Origin of the sequence: Bacillus sp. R86525 (assembly GCF_042466195.1) — a bacterium.
Classification (GTDB): Bacteria; Bacillota; Bacilli; order Bacillales; family Bacillaceae_G; genus Bacillus_A; species Bacillus_A nitratireducens.
The window spans coordinates 3762785-3779720 of the sequence record NZ_JAXHPX010000007.1; the positions used below are offsets into that span (position 1 = coordinate 3762785).

General features: G+C 35.2%; 20 protein-coding genes and 1 pseudogene. All 21 read right to left on the bottom strand.

Annotated features, from left to right (window positions below; all coding sequences use genetic code 11):
* Positions 1–38: 38 nt before the first annotated feature.
* A pseudogene (locus SJY24_RS22015) lies at positions 39–224 on the bottom strand (GNAT family N-acetyltransferase); the annotation flags it as partial.
* A gap of 278 nt (positions 225–502) precedes the next feature.
* Positions 503–1450 (bottom strand): DNA-binding domain-containing protein, encoded by a 948-nt coding sequence (locus SJY24_RS22025; protein ID WP_340852914.1) that lies wholly within the window; start codon positions 1448–1450, stop codon positions 503–505.
* A 487-nt stretch (positions 1451–1937) separates the two neighbouring features.
* Complete coding sequence (locus SJY24_RS22030) at positions 1938–2846, bottom strand: chemotaxis protein (RefSeq protein WP_340851054.1); 909 nt, start codon at positions 2844–2846, stop codon at positions 1938–1940.
* 141 nt (positions 2847–2987) lie between these two features.
* Positions 2988–3473: a hypothetical protein gene (locus SJY24_RS22035; RefSeq protein ID WP_012260675.1), complete on the bottom strand. Its 486-nt coding sequence runs from the start codon at positions 3471–3473 to the stop codon at positions 2988–2990.
* A gap of 366 nt (positions 3474–3839) precedes the next feature.
* Positions 3840–4175, bottom strand: a complete 336-nt coding sequence (locus SJY24_RS22040; protein WP_002012031.1) for a DUF3964 family protein — start codon at positions 4173–4175, stop codon at positions 3840–3842.
* Positions 4176–4224: 49 nt separating this feature from the next.
* A complete protein-coding gene (locus tag SJY24_RS22045) occupies positions 4225–5448 on the bottom strand; it encodes a flagellar hook protein FlgE (protein WP_340851053.1) in 1224 nt (407 codons plus the stop codon).
* 16 nt (positions 5449–5464) lie between these two features.
* A complete protein-coding gene (locus SJY24_RS22050; protein WP_340851052.1) occupies positions 5465–6043 on the bottom strand; it encodes a flagellar hook assembly protein FlgD in 579 nt (192 codons plus the stop codon).
* 3 nt (positions 6044–6046) lie between these two features.
* Positions 6047–7156 (bottom strand): flagellar hook-length control protein FliK, encoded by a 1110-nt coding sequence (locus SJY24_RS22055; RefSeq protein WP_340851050.1) that lies wholly within the window; start codon positions 7154–7156, stop codon positions 6047–6049.
* Positions 7157–7166: 10 nt separating this feature from the next.
* Positions 7167–7577, bottom strand: coding sequence for a cytoplasmic protein (locus SJY24_RS22060; protein ID WP_340851049.1), 411 nt, complete (start codon positions 7575–7577; stop codon positions 7167–7169).
* A gap of 116 nt (positions 7578–7693) precedes the next feature.
* Complete coding sequence (gene fliI, locus SJY24_RS22065) at positions 7694–8998, bottom strand: flagellar protein export ATPase FliI (RefSeq protein ID WP_016119939.1); 1305 nt, start codon at positions 8996–8998, stop codon at positions 7694–7696.
* Positions 8995–9681 (bottom strand): FliH/SctL family protein, encoded by a 687-nt coding sequence (locus SJY24_RS22070; protein WP_377866202.1) that lies wholly within the window; start codon positions 9679–9681, stop codon positions 8995–8997. The genes fliI and SJY24_RS22070 overlap by 4 nt, the downstream gene beginning before the upstream one ends.
* Complete coding sequence (gene fliG / locus SJY24_RS22075) at positions 9668–10672, bottom strand: flagellar motor switch protein FliG (RefSeq protein WP_002030936.1); 1005 nt, start codon at positions 10670–10672, stop codon at positions 9668–9670. Before fliG ends, SJY24_RS22070 begins: the two co-directional genes overlap by 14 nt.
* A gap of 13 nt (positions 10673–10685) precedes the next feature.
* On the bottom strand, positions 10686–12260 hold the full coding sequence (fliF, locus tag SJY24_RS22080; protein ID WP_377866203.1) for a flagellar basal-body MS-ring/collar protein FliF: 1575 nt from the start codon (positions 12258–12260) through the stop codon (positions 10686–10688).
* A gap of 22 nt (positions 12261–12282) precedes the next feature.
* Positions 12283–12582 (bottom strand): flagellar hook-basal body complex protein FliE, encoded by a 300-nt coding sequence (gene fliE / locus SJY24_RS22085; protein WP_002064631.1) that lies wholly within the window; start codon positions 12580–12582, stop codon positions 12283–12285.
* Positions 12583–12599: 17 nt separating this feature from the next.
* The gene (gene flgC, locus SJY24_RS22090) at positions 12600–13013 is read right to left on the bottom strand and encodes a flagellar basal body rod protein FlgC (protein ID WP_377866204.1); all 414 of its coding nucleotides are present in this window, start codon (positions 13011–13013) and stop codon (positions 12600–12602) included.
* A 20-nt stretch (positions 13014–13033) separates the two neighbouring features.
* Positions 13034–13507, bottom strand: coding sequence for a flagellar basal body rod protein FlgB (flgB, locus tag SJY24_RS22095; protein WP_377866205.1), 474 nt, complete (start codon positions 13505–13507; stop codon positions 13034–13036).
* Between the two features lie 321 nt (positions 13508–13828).
* Complete coding sequence (locus tag SJY24_RS22100; RefSeq protein WP_002086494.1) at positions 13829–14101, bottom strand: hypothetical protein; 273 nt, start codon at positions 14099–14101, stop codon at positions 13829–13831.
* Positions 14091–14459: a flagellar export chaperone FliS gene (locus SJY24_RS22105; RefSeq protein ID WP_016094402.1), complete on the bottom strand. Its 369-nt coding sequence runs from the start codon at positions 14457–14459 to the stop codon at positions 14091–14093. The genes SJY24_RS22100 and SJY24_RS22105 overlap by 11 nt, the downstream gene beginning before the upstream one ends.
* A 22-nt stretch (positions 14460–14481) precedes the next feature.
* Positions 14482–15861: a flagellar hook-associated protein 2 gene (locus SJY24_RS22110; protein WP_377866206.1), complete on the bottom strand. Its 1380-nt coding sequence runs from the start codon at positions 15859–15861 to the stop codon at positions 14482–14484.
* Positions 15862–15880: 19 nt separating this feature from the next.
* Entirely contained in the window at positions 15881–16744 is an 864-nt protein-coding gene (locus tag SJY24_RS22115; RefSeq protein ID WP_377866207.1) for a flagellar hook-associated protein 3, read from the bottom strand.
* Between the two features lie 18 nt (positions 16745–16762).
* Entirely contained in the window at positions 16763–16906 is a 144-nt protein-coding gene (locus SJY24_RS22120) for a hypothetical protein (RefSeq protein WP_002064621.1), read from the bottom strand.
* Positions 16907–16936: the final 30 nt, after the last annotated feature.

Sequence of the window (16936 nt, forward strand, 5' to 3'; positions counted from 1 at the left end):
ACAGATTGAGCATCATTGGTATTGACTTTTAAATATCACGCAACTTCATTATTAAAATAAACAAAAAAGAATTGCGAAGAAGTATTGGATAATTCGCTTTCTAATTGTTTTAAGTTAAATGCCTTTTCTAAATACGCATTCATATTTTCGGGTGAATTATGATGTTTAAATGTCTCATTGTATGTTTGATAACTTATTTCTTGAAGTTTTCGTACATCTTCCAGGGTACATTTTTTATATTTGCAGTCATTTAACTATTCCTCTCGTTTATATACTCAATACTCTCTCTTGTTTCCCTTTTTTACAAATTCACAGTATTTTTCGGATCACGATACTACAAAGTAAGGCCTAGCTCCTTCCTTTTGTAAAAATTTTTGATTTACTAAAATTAATTGTAAATTTTCAGTAGAAACTTTTCCTTTGCCCGAAACAATTCCATACAAAATAAAAGGGAAATACATATACACTATGTATTTCCCTTTTATTTTGTACCCAAATTTTATTATTGTGTTACAGTCATAACCTGTCCACTACGATCGACCATAATTTTCATTTTGCCGTCTTGTGCGTTATATAGCCCTAGCTTATGTAGATCTTGTTTGCACTCTTTTACGAAGTAAGGCAATGTGCGAATTTGATCAATATCAGAGCTCGTAATGAAATGAATTAAATGATGCGTCATTTCTTTAATATCATGAACGATTTCTGCCTTCTCTCGTGTTAATCTTTCATTTTCAGCTCGTAATGAATGTAATTCGCCTTCAAGACCACGTGCGTTCTTCTCATCCTTCGAACGCTCTGCTGCCATGCCGGAAAGCTTATAGATTCCCTCCATGAACTGATGCAATTCGTATTCTCTCTTTTCGCTACATTGACTTATTGTTTCAAAGTTATCAACAATACCAGATATAACTGTTACGAGGCTTTTTTCATCCTCTTCATTTCGAACGTCTTCTTTTACTACCTGCTTGCTTTCTTGTTTTGTTTCAGCAATTGTCTCTTTTACAGGTGTATACTTACGTTTTCGCCCCGGCTTTTGTTTTTCAATATTTTCAAACGGGATCTCTTGTTTTTTTAATTTATAATACGTGTTTTGTAATTGACTTTCCGTTTTTTGAAAAAGATTCAGTTCATTTTTACTAACATATTTTGAAATATTTGCGATATTTAAGCCATGACGTTGACAAAATTGATACACTTCATACAATAGTTCTAGTTCAGACTTCAACCAAGTAATCGCTGATTTTTCATATACTCGCATACCGCCATTTTTTTCTATATCTATTTGAAATAATACCATTCTATTATATAAATCGATTAGCTCTTCATACTTGATTTGGAATTGTTTCTCTATTTTTTTAAATTCCGCCTCTAATTTCATATCGTTCGTTTTATTATTTGACATGTTTTGTAAAAGACTTAATACATTGATTGCTGTGTGGTGATACATAATCTGTGCCACTCCCCTCATCCTTTCACAATTCTCATATGACTCCCATGCCTTTTAAGAAAATAGAAATTTTTACATATCCATATTATAACATTTCGAAATTGTCTGTCAAATAATTAACATATAAAAAAGTATAAAAAGTATCGAAATAAAAAATGATTTTTAACAAATAGTAAAAAATGAAAAACAGCTACGCAAAATATTATATCAGCAAAATTATACCTAATTATATTATATGGTATTTCTAATATATTTTCACCGAAAAAGTTTGCGTCACCACGAAATCTTATAGGTAAAATAATTGGACATCATGTAAGAAAACCCTCACCTTTATAATAAAGATGAGGGTTTTACACAACGCTAACGAATTAATCGAAAGAATGACCATTATACGGTGGCTACAGAAAAACAAAAATATCTCAGAAATACTCTACCTTTCTGTCTTTACACATATGGCTGGCTCCTCTCTTCCAAATAAAAGAAGCTATTAAAGCACTAACTTATCAACTAGTCCAATTAGCTCTTGGATATCTGGTTTACTTACTTGAGCATTCGCCCCTACAGCCTCACCTTTATGGAACAACTCGCTCGTAATTAAAGAAGAGAAAATAATAACTGGTAAACGATTCATTACTTCACCATCCTTAATCACTTTCGTTAAATGATGTCCATCCATTTTCGGCATTTCAATATCTGTAATAAGCAGATGAATATGTTCAAACATTTTTTCACCTTGCTCTTTTGCTAGTTTTTCAATTTGTGCTAACGCTTCTGCACCATTGCTGAAGAAGTTCATTTTCGTATATCCAGCTGATGATAATGTTTCTTCTAATACTTGGCGAAGCATCGCTGAATCTTCCGCAATATAAATAACCTTTTCAGCTCGATCTGTTTTTTGCTCTAATCCTGATAGTGATTTATTGTCATAACCAGTACCACTAATTTCACAAACAATTTTTTCATAATCTAATAATAAAATAATCTTCCCATCTAGTTTTACAATACCAGATGTCGTTTCTTCTAATCCCATAGATAATGAAGCTGGTTCATCGATTTGTTCCCACGAAATACGCTGAATACGATGCACTTCATCAACACGGAAAATAACTTTCATTTGGTTTAATTCTGAAATGATAAATTTTGCTTGATCCAGTGGCTTTGTTGATTTTAAATTAAGAGCTGTTGCTAAGTTAATAACAGGTAAAATTTCACCGCGTACTTGAACAACACCTTCAACTGCATGATGAGATTCTGGCACAGTTGTAACAGGGAATGGATTAATAATTTCACGCACTTTCATTACATTAATACTAAATAAATTTTCACCAACAGTGTACGTTACGATTTCTAATTCGTTTGTTCCGCTTTCTAATAAAATACTTTGTGCTTGTGACATAAAGGTGTCGCTCCCCTTCCATTAATTCCGTATATCTAATTATTAAGCTTTATTAAAACTCAAAAGTCAACTACCTATATGGAGAATATAGGTAGTTGAGTAATCCTCACAGTTTTAAAGTAGAAATACTACCGGTAAAACTTAATCTTGTATAAACGAAGCAAGTGCCTCTAGTAACACTTCTTGTGCTCCTACAATTTCTGTCGGCATCGCTTCCCATTTTTTTGAAAGCTCTGTTTCCACTCTCATTCTTAGCTCTGGACCCATTTCTCCTAGCACATATTCTTTCGTCGCTATATCAACATCGATAAGCGAAAGAGCGTATAGTTCAGGATCATTTATTTTCTCAAATAATTTCTTCAGTACACTAGGCGCCATATGCTTTAATTTTTCAATGTGAATTTCCTTATCAGAAAATAGTAACTCATATTGAATATACGTAACATTTTCTTTAATAACTTTAAAATAGCAATTATTTTTTTTATCATTTACAAAATAACCGTTCGGATCTGCAATAATACTCTCTACTTGACGTATTAAATTAGGTAAACTACTCGCCGCCATTACAGTACGTTGCTCAACCTCACTTGGCGAAATGAATGTAACGCGATACTTATTCTGCGCCATCCTCCTCACCTCTCCTTTTATATAAACTTAGTCTAATTGTACAATATCTTAATTAATCTAAATCTATTTCAAATCAATGCTTCTAGACTCGGATAAATCCTCTCTCCCAAAAGTGAAGAGGCACCACCTAAACACTTGGCTTTTGGTCTCTTCAACTACCTTAGAACCACTCCATACCTCTCGTCTTACAATGTACGAGCCGCTCATAGGCAGCTGACCGCTACTACACTCAGCTAGGTCCTCACCCCTCTTCAACTAACCTAGAACCACTCCATATCTCTGTTCTCACAATGCGCGAGCCACTCATAAGCAATAACCGCTACTACTCATCGCTAGGCCCTCTCTCAAAACCTTAAAAGAAAGCTTTTAAGCCCCTTTCAACAGCTCAATGTTATTGAACCAAAAAGCAAGCTGCTGATCCGTAATATCCGGCAACATAACGAAAAACTCACGGCACTTCATCTCATCTTTAAACAGTTGATACTTCCAAACACTATCGCTACCAATACTTACGAAATAAAACTCGTGTATACGGCCAATGATTGCTTGTTTTTCACCAAACGAATATGGAGGCACTTGTTTGATTTCAAATTGATCTGGTAAATATACATGCTCTTCTCGTTCTATTTTTAACACTTGCTCAGCAAGCTCACGTTTATTTTCGAAAAAAGGCAGTTGTAAAATTCGCTCTTGTCTTGTCATACGAATAAAAAACCCTTTCTACTACGTTACAATTTTTCTTTATGATATATTATCGAATTAAGTTTACAACTTCATTTAATACTTCATCGGAAACTTTAATTACTTTCGCATTTCCTTGGAATCCACGTTGGTAAAGCATTAAGTCAACGAACTCTACAGATAAATCTACGTTTGCACCTTCTTGTGCACCACCACGTATTTTTCCTGCACCGTTTTGACCGGATGCACCAAGTGCTAAAATACCAGTTGTATTCGTCGCCGTATAGTTACCATTACCCGTTTTCATTAGGCCGCCTTCGTTCGGGAACATCGCAACAGCTAATTGGCCAGCAGCTTTCATACTTCCATCAGAATATTTTACCATCACGTATCCACCGTCAGCAATAAAGCAATCTTTAACAGTTGCTGCTGCTCTACCATCTACACCTGTTACTGATAATGTTTTATCTGTCGGATGATTCGTTAACTGACTTAGGTCTAGTTTTATATTGCCTCCATTAAATGGAATGTTAGCCGATTGCTCTTTCGGACTTGGATTTCCAACAGCATCAAATGTCATATTACCGCCTGCACCTGGAACATCTTCAAATGTTGTTGCTTTTTTCGAATCATTACGCATCTGTACTTTATATGAATAATTATGTTCGCTCGTTTGTGTAAACTCTACACGCATTGTCCATGTATTACCAGCATTATCATATACAGGTATCTCTTGTGCAATTGCTTTTGCATCAGCTGGAATATTCCCTCCAACTACACCTTTTGATGTTCGAATACCACCAATTGCCGTTCCCATTGGAATTTGCAACGGTCCTGGAATACCAGATAAATCAACTTCACCAGTCGCGGCATTTGCAGGATAAGCAAATACATATTGTCCTTCTGTATTCGTAATATAGTAATCTGAAGATATTGCAAACGTACCTTTACGCGTAAATTCCATATTTCCGCCTTTTGAATCACCTACTACGAAGAAACCGTTACCTTCCATTGCTGCTTGCGTTTTACCACCCGTTAAAGTAATTGTACCATCGCTATAATCTGTAACCGTTCCGCTCAATTTTACACCGTTACCGATACTTTTTGGATTTGTTCCAGCATATTTATCGTCGGCTTTTGCACCAATTGAATTGTTATATAGTAAATCATCAAACATTGCTTTTTGTTTTTTATAACCAACTGTTTGCGCATTGGCAATATTATTTGAAGTTACACTTAATGCATTTTGTGTTGCACTCATTCCTGTAATACTTGTATATAACGCTTTAATCATAACGTATAAACACTCCTTATGAATTTGTAGTTTTTACTTCTTCAGTTTCTTCTTGATCGTCTTTCTTTGCATCTTCTGGATTGGTGTCTCCAATCGGTTTATCAGACACTCTTTCAACGAAACGAAGAGACACAACTTTATTATCAATAACAAGCTGTACATCGTTATTTTCTGCAAGGCGAACTGTCTCTACTTGACCTATTACTTTCTTCCCTTCGCCGTCAACACCTCTTACGTACTTCCCTAAAAACTTCATTCCACCATCAAGCGCTGTCGAATACATCGTCGTTCTTAAAGAGTCAACTGCTTTTGTCATATTCTGCACTTGTTCCATAAGAGATAACTGCGCTGTCTGATTCATCATTTGATTCATATCCATCGCATTGAACGGATCTTGGTGCTGGAAACTCGATAAAAACAATTTCAGAAAATCATCTTTACCCATTACACCAGGAGTTTTTTGTTCACTTGCTGATACTCCATTTGTTTGTTGAACTGGCGATTGTACACCGTTAACAGGTGCGTTACTTTTTTGCGCTCCCGCCTGTAACGGAATGTGGTTTGTACTCGTTGTATTTAACCCAACTGTTGGCACGCTTTATTCCTCCAATAATCCAGCAAATTCTTTTGGTTCTTGTTTCTCCTGCTTCGTACTTGCTAATTTTTGTTTTTGTCTTTGCTCTTGTTCTCGCTGTTCTTTACGTTGTTCATCTTTTTCTGAATAACTTATTTGAATATTAATTTCTTTTTCTTTTAATTTCAGCTTCAATTCGTCAAAAATTATTTCAACACGCTTTTTCGCATCGTGTTTTTCCATTTCTACATGGACTTCAATTTGATCTCCATGCTTTTTCATAAATACAGTTAATGAACCAAGTTTCTCTGGATTTAGCTGGAATAAAACACGTTCTTGTTTCACTACAAACTTTTGCAGAGCCTCTACTTGTGCTTCCATTTTCTTGCCTAAGTCAGGTAATGTAACCTTCTCAGCTCCACTATTTTGTTTTCCTATTTGATCAGTCCCCGTCGCCTTATTTAATAATTCAGCTCCCGTCGAACTTGAATCGTTTAATTGATCGACTTCTGGTAACTCTAACTTCACATCATCGCTTTCAGCTTTCTGGAGTTCTACTTCCTTGGACTCCTCTTGTTTCTTTGCGATATTACAAGTTTCTGTTTCTACGACTTTTAATACTTGCAACGTTTGCTCTGGCATCGTCACCTTATCTAGCACCATTTGCATTGTATCTTCTAAACATATGGCATTTTTAATATTCATGTTAGAAAAAAGCTCTTGTAATTGCTGTAATTCAGCTGCGGGCAATTCGTTCAGTTTAATATTTCCGTATTCTTTATATAACGCCTGTATTTTTTGTATGTATTGATATAACAATTCTGGCTGCATACGCAATTGCTCAATTGCAACCATCTGCTCAGATACAGCTAACAATAACTGTTCTGTCTCTTTCTTTTCTTCTTTCTTTACAATCGGCTCTTCTTTCGTTACCATTTTTTTTGCGAGAATATATTCTTTCTTCTCTTCTTCTGGTGCTTCTTCTCGTTTCGGTTTCTCCGTTTTCGGCTGTTTTTTATTTTCAATTCTCATTGTATTATCGAATGAAGAATTTTCATTTTTCGATTGTACTTCTAGCCCTTTTTCTTTTTGCGGAGGTAAACTTTGCTGCACCGGTAATACAAACTGTATCACTACATCCACCTCATCCGTTCATACACATTTTTAAATCAAGAAGCATTTTTTCTTCCAGCTTTTCTTTTACTTTCGCAAGCTTCTTACAATCTTCTTGATACATTTCATCAATGACACGTTCTTTTTCTTTTATTTGCTCTAAAAAGCTTTCATTTTTTTGAATAAAACCTTCTGTTTTTTTAATTTTTCGATTCCATTCTTCTATTCTTTCAGGTGAAAATGTATGTGATGAAAGCATACCAGCCATAATACGTTGTCCCGTTTGTACAACCTTATTGCGTGATTTCACAACATATAGATCATATTCTTTTTTTTGTTCTATTTTTCTTTTTTCAGCTGTTAGTTCGTACACTTCTTTCAAGATATGTTCTTTCTCTTGATTAATCTGCAATTTAATCGTGTCGTACTGCTGTTTATTCACCTGTTTTCATAGCCCCTTCCTATTATAACGTTACCTTTTTCTATTATATAGTTTTTTTACAAAAAAATCTGTGAAATATTAAAAAACAAAAAAATAAGACCCCAAGGCATGAGGTCTTATACAATATGGTGCATCGCTTGGACAATATCTTCAAAATGAAAACTATCCGTTCGACCTTGTTTTAAAAACGTATTTATACCTTCTACTTTATTTTTACATTCAAAAATATAGGCATTTTCTTCATTCTCTTGAATTGTTCCTAATTTGAAATACAATTCATTTTCTTTATAAATAGATAAAATTTTTCTCATTTCATTTGCAACCTGCCAATGGTTCGGCGATACGATTTCTTCCATAATCCTACTTACCGAATCTAGTACAGAGATTGCAGGGTAATGACTAAGCGTTGCAAGCTCACGCTTTAATACAATATGTCCATCTAAAATACCACGCGCCAAATCTGGTACAGGACCATTTAAATCGTCACCATCAACGAGTACTGTATAAATACCTGTTATGGATCCTTTTTGTGTTTTTCCTGACCTCTCTAATAACTTCTTCATATAACTTTCCATTAACAGTGTTTTACCACCGATTGGTAATTCCTTTACTGCAATATCAACACTTCGGCGTGCGTCAGCAAAGCGTGTAACAGAATCCATCATAAGTAGTACGTTATTACCTTGATCGCGGAAATATTCGGCAATTGATGTTGCAAGCTTTGCAGCGCGAAGTTGCATAAGATGACTTTCATCTGACGTCGCTACAACAACGACGCTTTTTTTCATACCTTCTTCGCCTAATTCTTTTCGAATAAAGTCTTTTACTTCCCGGCCACGCTCACCTACTAAACTAATAACGTTAATATCAGCCTTTGCGTTTTTCGCAATCATTCCAAGTAAAGTAGATTTACCAACACCTGATCCAGCAAAAATACCTATCTTTTGACCGATCCCAATCGTTAACATAGAATCAATTGATTTAATTCCCGTTTCAAATACATCTGTAATTTCTTCACGCTCAAATGCATGAATCGGCGGTGCATCCAATTTTATTTTTTGCAGTGGAATGTTCTCGGCATCTTCGTTTAACACTTTTCCATTTGCACTTAACACTTTGCCAAGTAAATGATTACCACGGGGAACAACGACATCTTCTGTAATTAATGTAACTAAATCTCCGTAACATACTTTTTCTGTCTGTTCAAATGGGAGTAACATATTGTTTTCTTTTTCAATTGCAATAACTTCACATAAGACGCTATGCTCTCCAACGAGACAAACATCTCCAATCTTCGCTTTTGGGCCTTTCGCTACAAAAAACTGCTCTTGTACACTATGAACTTTGCCAACTTTCGTATAAAACGGTGTTTCAATAAATGTATTCCATTTATTATGCTCATTCATTAGCTCGTTGTTCATACGTTTTGCTCCTCAAACAACTTCTCTTCTTCCCATTTATGACGAAGCTTCGCAAATATCGGTGCAAATTTAAATTCAAAAAACTCTTTCTCTTCTTCCAGAACAAATTCGCCAAACTGCAAAGAAAAATCATACTTCCATTCTACTAATTGTAGTAGCCAATACTCTTTCGTATTTTCTTTCTCTTCTTGTATACGCTCAAATGTTTCTGGATGAACCGTTATAATTAATTTTTCAAATGAAGTAGGCAATGTTTGCACGATGCCTGTTAAAATCGGCAAAACGTCTAATAAGCGCGAATCTACCGCTTGATTCACTACTTTTTCTGCTAACTGAAAAGATTGATTCCATAATAACTCTGTCCATTCGTATGCTGTTTCTTGTTGTTCTTTTTGAAACTGTATACGCGCTGCTTCCATCTGTTCCATTTGTTCATGAATATGCATTTGAAACTGTTCTTTATCTTGCAACAACTGCTGACGCTCTCGTTCTAGCATTTGCTGCTGCTGCCTTAGCTGATCCATTTCAATATGTAATGCATCTTGCTGTGCAAGAAGTTCTGCATGATCCACTTGTATCTCTTCTTCAATGTGAACTGATACTGGTTTCGGAAATTGTAATTCATACGTTTCTTCAGAAAAAGAAACAGAATTCTTCGGAATTCTGTTTTTAAATAAGGACATCATCTTCACCTCTTTGAACGATAATTCTTCCTTCTTTTTCCAACTTTTTCACCGTACCTGTAATCGTTTGTTGTGCTTTTTCAGCATCCGTCATCTTAAGCGGTCCTAAGCCATCTAACTCTTCAAGAATCATCTCTCTACGGTTTGAAGACATACATGTAAATAGTTTCTCTTTAATTTCTTCTTTTGCAATTTTAAGTGCTTTCGCGATAACACCGTTATCTGTAATTTCCTCTAATACACGGCGAAGCGCAAGATCCTCAAGACCAAGTAAGTCTTCAAAGACAAACATATTTTCTTTAATTTTCTCAGATAACGCATAATCGACTTCATCCAGCTTTTGAAAGACTGTTTTTTCAACGCCTCGTGAAACATTATTTAAAATGTTCACTATTGTTTTCAATCCATCTGTTTTATTAATAGCACTAAATGCCATATTATTTAATTTTGCTTTTAATAACTCACCAATTTGATTAATTAATTCACCATCTACTTGTTCAAGCTTTGCAATACCCATTACCGTCTCTACACGTTTATGATCTGGTAATCTCTCAATTAATTGAGAAGCAAGTTGCGGCTTAATATAAGAAGCAATAATCGCTATCGTTTGTGGCGATTCATCATTAAGCACTGTAAGAAGTGGCTCTAAATCTGTAAGTGAATTTAAGAATTCAAATGGATTATCTTTGTTATACCAAAGGTCTTCCAATAATTTTTCCAACTCGTCTTCTGGCATATTTTTAAATATACGACGAATGTATTCTTTATCTGGAGTTACTAAATTCAACTCTTTTACATTTAGTTCGTACAAAAACTCCCCTAGTACATTTTCTAACGTTTCTGGTTTATATACACGAAACTTCGCGATTTCGCGAAGTAACACTTCTTTTTCCTCAGCCGTCATATATTCAATGACTTTTGCTGCCACCTCTTCGTTTAATGTACGAATGAGGATGGCAGCTTTCTCTTTGGAGGAGATTTCATCTAACATTGTTTTTCCTCCCTTACTGTCCGTTTAACCATTTTTTAATTACTTTTGCAGTACCTTCTACATGCTCTTTCGTAGCTTCCTGCACTTGATCATCTAATGTAGGTTCTGATGGTTCTACCGGTTCTGGCTTTGGCTCTGGTACTATTTTTTCTTCAGGAATTTCCAGGATACTTTCACTACTAGCAGCAATTTCTTCTTCTGCTAAGTATTCTTCATATTCCTCTTCTTCTCTCTTTTTCTTACGTCTTGCTAAGAAGAACCATACTAGGCCAATTAGTGCTAGCAAGCCAGCTGTAATTCCACCGAATAACCACCAGTTCATACCACTTTTTTCTGGCTCTTTCTCTTTTTCAACTTTCGGCTGGTCGAACTGAACAGTTACAACGTTAACTTGACCGTTTGTAAAGTTTCCATTCGGATCAGCTTGCAGTCCAGCTGCTATTCCAATTGCTTCTTTAAATGTTGTCATATCAATTTTTCGCTTTACTAACGTATCGTTATCTACCCATACAACAACATTTGTTTTTGTTAATTCCGGATGTTTCTTAATTGTTTCAACTGTTTTATCTATTTCATAGTTTTCAATTTTGTTACCATTTTTATTATCGTAGACAACTTTACCGTTTTGATTATTGTTCGTACCGTAGTTCGGCACTTCACCGTTCGCTGTAATACCAGCGCCTTGCTTCGTATCTGCTCCTTCTTGCGCAGTAGAGCTTTCCTCTTGCTCTTGTTTACTGCGAAGTACACCTTTATCGCCATATTTTTCTGACTGACGTGTAACTTCATCATAATTTACAGACACTTTCGTATTCACTTTATATTCATTCGGCTTAAACATCGTCATTAACGTCGCATCAATATCTTGCTTTAATTTACCTTCAATTTGTTGCTGCATCTCAACTTCTTTTTCATAAGAAGAGGAACTAGTAGAATGTGCTTCATCTGCTCCTTTCGAGATAATACCTTTTTTACTATCAATAACACTTACTTCTTCTGCTTTCACCCCAGGAACTGCAGCACTTATCATTTGCTGTATACCCGCAACTTGATCAGCTGTTAATAGTTGTCCACGTTTCACACCAACAGTAATTGCCGCTGTCCCTTTCGCTTTTTCCTCATCAAAAATTGTTTCTTTTTCAGGTAATGTAATTTGCACATTTGCCGTTTCAACTGTCGCGAAGTTTCGTACAATATCTTGCTCCAATTGCTTTTTCGTGCCGACAATCTGCTTCATTTTCTTATCTTGTTCACTTGAACCGAGTGAGCTTTCTAATAAAATTTCCTCACCGCTTTTTGAATTAAACGGCAAGCCCATTCCATTCATTTCTTTTCGAACCCATGGAGCATCGTTCTTTTGCACTCGAATCGAACCATCGGCTGCTAATTGGTAATCAACACCTAGCTTCGATAATTCTGCTGTAATCTCTTGCTTATCTGTATCATTTAAATTTTGATATACAACAACATATTTATCTGGCAAGGTGAAGTATAAAAGTGCTCCTGTTGCAATCGCTAAAAGCGCAGCACCAATCACTAACTTATGCCACGTTTTCAACGATTGGAAAACATTTTTTATCTTTTCCATTTAAATACACCCGTCCATTTTCCTAAATTTGCATATTAATTAGTGACTTATAATTTTCAATAAGATTATCGCGTACGAGAGCAGCTGTTTTCATTTGTGATTCAGCTTTCTTTTGCTGAATTAAAACATCATGCGTTTCTCCTACCCCTTTTGTCAGTAAATCATATACTGCTGTTTGGGCATTATTTTGCGTTTGATTCATATCTTCCAATAAATCAATAAACTTTTTCCCTTCAACTACAGACGTTTCTGAAGTTTTCTGTGTGCCAATCGGCTGAATCGCTCCAAATGGCTGTGTATTTAACATTGGTTGAATTTTCATATTTCCCCTCTTCCCTCTTATCCTCGGCCGATTTCTAAATCTTTATCGAGCATTTTTTTATTCGCATTTAATACACTTGTATTTGCTTCATACATTTTTTGAGCAACCATTACATTCGTCATCTCAGCTGTCACATCAATGTTCGGATAACGTACATATCCTTCTTCATTTGCATGCGGATGCGTCGGATCATACACAAGATTTTCATTTCGATCCGTTTCAATACTTTTTATTTTCACTCCGCTAGTAGGAGCTCCATCTAGCATACTTGCAAAACTATTATTTGATTCTAACACCACACTTCGACGGTGATACGGCTCTGCACCCGGTGCTCCCGTCGTATTTGCATTTACGATATTGTTAGAAGTAACTTCCATCCATTTTCTCGCTGTAGTTAGCCCTGAACCACTTGCATTAATTGCCTGAAACATCTTTGTCTCTCCTTTTACTATTAACGTCCACGTGCTGCTTGGTTAATAGCGTATTGCGTATTAATTGCATTAATTGAAACACCGTATAATTGGTTTGTTTTCATTAAATCTAGCATTTCTGTCGTTACATCAACACTGTTTCCATCTTTATTCGTTTGCATTGATTTCGTTTGAATCTTTGCGTATGTATTTTTCGTATTTGCTGTCGGTAAGTGCATTACATTCGTTTGATATAAATCTGGATTACTCTTTAAATCCGCAGCATTTTTTTTGTATAATGCACTGCTCATATTCATTTGCTCAGCAAATGTTACATCTTGTGCTTTATAGCCAGGTGTATTCGCATTTGCAATATTACTAGAAACGGTATTTCGCTTCGTTACTAAATAGTTCATATAATGACTTACATCACTAACTAAATCTGGCATATTCCACACCCTTCCTTTTCCATCATGCTCGTTTATGGCATGATCATCCACTAATGGAAGTTTCACTTCATTATTTATTTCTTTATATGTGTTTATTAAAATATTATCTATTATGTACCCTTACATATTTTATTCCATTTTCCCATTGTTGTCTTTAGAAAAATACAAAAATATAAAAAAAGAATATAAAAAACTGTATACACGTAATATTCCATGTAACATTTTGATATATGAACAATACAACTACATCCATTTTTTTATTATTTAGATTATTACCGTTTTTCCATTACAGTCATAAAGTGAAACCTCAATTAGCGGAACGCTTTCATTCAAACAACGGAATGGATCCCCCTTTTAATAAGAGGAATCCTTATCCATACTTTCCAATTAAAATTTACCGTAAAACGAATTCGCTTTCATTCGTCCATCATTTGTCATAATCATTTCTTCCAAAATCTTTTGCTTATCTCGAATATGCTGTGCTGCCTTAATTATTAATGGACTCACTTCCGCTGCAACATCTGCGCGCGTCTCTTCATCCAATGTCATCATCCAGCGATTTAACATTGCACTCTTCTCAGCAAATTCTCCATCTGATACTTGCAATTCTCCGATTTCATTAAAACAGCCGACAAACGCTCGATAAATATCATTGTTCATTTTCAAGTGCTCCGCGGTAACCGTCTATTAAATCTTGTAACACTTGCACAATCGCATCCATATCGTTCGCTTCACGAGTTACTTTCATTGTCTGAATTTGAATGCTAATCCAATCGTATAAACCAAATAGACTATCGTATAAATCTTTCGTAATCTCAGGGTTTAATTGAAGCTTTAATTCTTCAAAAATACGTTCTAGCTTTTCAAGAAGCGCATCTCCTTCTTGGAGTTTAAAAGTATTTAAAAGTTCTTCTAAATTACGAAACTCTACAATACATCTTTCATAAATAAAAATTGTGTTTTTAATTGGATTACTCGTCATAATATCATTTTGCATATAACGTTGCCATGCTTGCATACAATCACTTCCTCAACTTTCATTAATCATCACTTTTTTGTTTTGTCATTGCTTTAATTGTTTTTAGTTGGCTATCTAGCGCCGCTAATGTACTTTCTAGCTTTTGATACTTCTTCACAATCTCATCTTGTTTTTGCAGATTTTGTGTCTCAATATCTTTAATCTTTTTATCTAAATCACTTACACGTGAATCGATGTTTTTTACACGCTCTCCGACTACACCTTTATCACCAAATAGTTTATCAAGTGGTTCTTCCATCATCTTCCCTAAACCGTTAGAGCCAAAGAAAAATTGCTTCGCTGCATCTGGCTTGTCTTTTAATGCTTTCGTTAACTTTTCTTCATCAACTTCCATCGTTCCATCTTGCTTTAATTGAATACCAAATGAGAATAAATAATTACCATCTTGTGAAAATGTTACGACATTATTCATCGCTTGACGTACACTTTGCATAATGGCTTGACCTTGGAAAGCTCCACCTTTCCCGGCAAAGATATCTACTGTAGAAACAGCTTTATTATAATCCGCCACCATCTTTTTAATAACATTCGATGCATCTGTTACGTTTGAGTCACTTACTGTAAACTTCAGATCTATACCTTTTGCTTTTGGATCTGTTGTTGTACCTGCATCTGGTGTTCCTTCAGCTTTCGGCTCAGTTACTTTTAACAATTCAATTTTCACGCCCGGAAGAGCTTCAATTGTATTGGTAAAACTTTCAGCTCCAATACCATTAATACTATATTTGGCATTTTGCGCTTCATTAATTGTATTGACTGCTGTCCCATCCGCCTTAGCTAAACCAATATCTTGAAACAGTGTAGACGTGTTCCCTTTAAAATTAATTTCTCCATCTGTTCCTTCTTTTTTCGAGGACATAAAAATTTTATCTCCAAGTGTATAAGCCGATACGCCATAATCTCCGTCATTAATTTTATTAATTAAATCTTTATATGTCATATCAGTTGTTACTTTTAGTTCTTTATCGCCTAGTTGTAATGTTTCATCTTTAGGAAGCTTCGCATTTATATCAGCAATCTTATTAGAAGCTATTTGATGACGCTGTGCAAGCTGTGTAATCGTCATATTAAAAGTTCCTGCAATCGCTCCACCATCGGCTTTTACATTAATATAACCGTCTTGTGTCGTTGTAACTTTTTTCTCATTCCCTTTAAAAGCCGCTAAGTTTTTAAAAGTTTGTGTGAAAGAACTAAATTCTGATTTTAAGCTTGTATATAATAGTTTATCTTGTGAAAGTTGGTTCTTTTCATTAGTATATGGTGTTTTTCTCATATCTAACGCTTGCATTTCTAATTCCACAAAGTTAGAAGTATCGATCATATTATTTCCGAGGTTCCAAATCTGTTGTCTACCGCCGATACCCGTTAATGTTCCTGCCATATTTCTCACTCCTTATTGTTTACATGTAATCTAAAATGCTCGTTTTACTCATCGTACTAACTGCTTTAAGCGTCGCTTCATACGTTGCATTAATATACGCTAAGTCAGAAATCGCTACTGCTAAATCAACATCTTCAATTTCTTTACGATTTTCTTGAAGCGCTAAGTTTTGCTCGCTTAAAATTGTTTTAAACGTCTCCATTGTATTCATAGTTGAACCAACTTCAGTTGTACGATTAATGATGCTATCTAAGTTTTTCTTATTTTCACCTAATAATGGTTGCAAAGCTTTTTGATCACCGTTATTCAGCGCTTCACTCATCTGTTTTAACGTTTTTATAACTGGTGATAATAATTCTTCTCCGTTACGAAATGCCTTTAATTCATAACCATCATTTAGTTGCCAGTTCACATCATTCTTTCCACCCTGATACGTACCATCTTCTGTGAATGGAACCTGTTCAGCACTATCACCACCGAAAATATAACGGCCTTGCTCTTTCGTATTCGCTAAATACACAACTTGTTTTAAAATTTGATCAATCTCTGCACCGATTGCCTTCAATTCTTTTTCGCTATTCGTTCCATTTAACGCTTGTATTGTTAATTGATCCGCTCTTGTTAAAGATTTAAAAACACCTTGTAACGTATTTTCAGTTTGTGTTAATACATTTTTCGAATCCGCTAAATCTTTTTGCATTTGTTCAATATTTGCTAACGAATGCTGAATCGCAAATGATTTACTTGCCGCAAGTGGGTCTTCGCTCATAAGAAGATTTTTCTTCCCAGAAGTTACTTGATTTCGATGATATTGCTGTTGCACATTCAAATCCATCATCTGATTCTTTGCCCAGTTTGCATTTTGAAACGTAGATACTCTCATCTCTATCTTCTCCTTTATCTATATTTGAATTGGCGTAGAGAAGCAAGCAACCGCAACTATGTACGGCTCTCCGCTTCTACACTGCGACGGATACTCTCTTCCCTCATAAAAGGGAGCTTTGTCATTTTTATTTAACACGAGAGCGATACATTTACTAAACATGGCTTTCCTCTTAGCTAACTTACCCTTCAA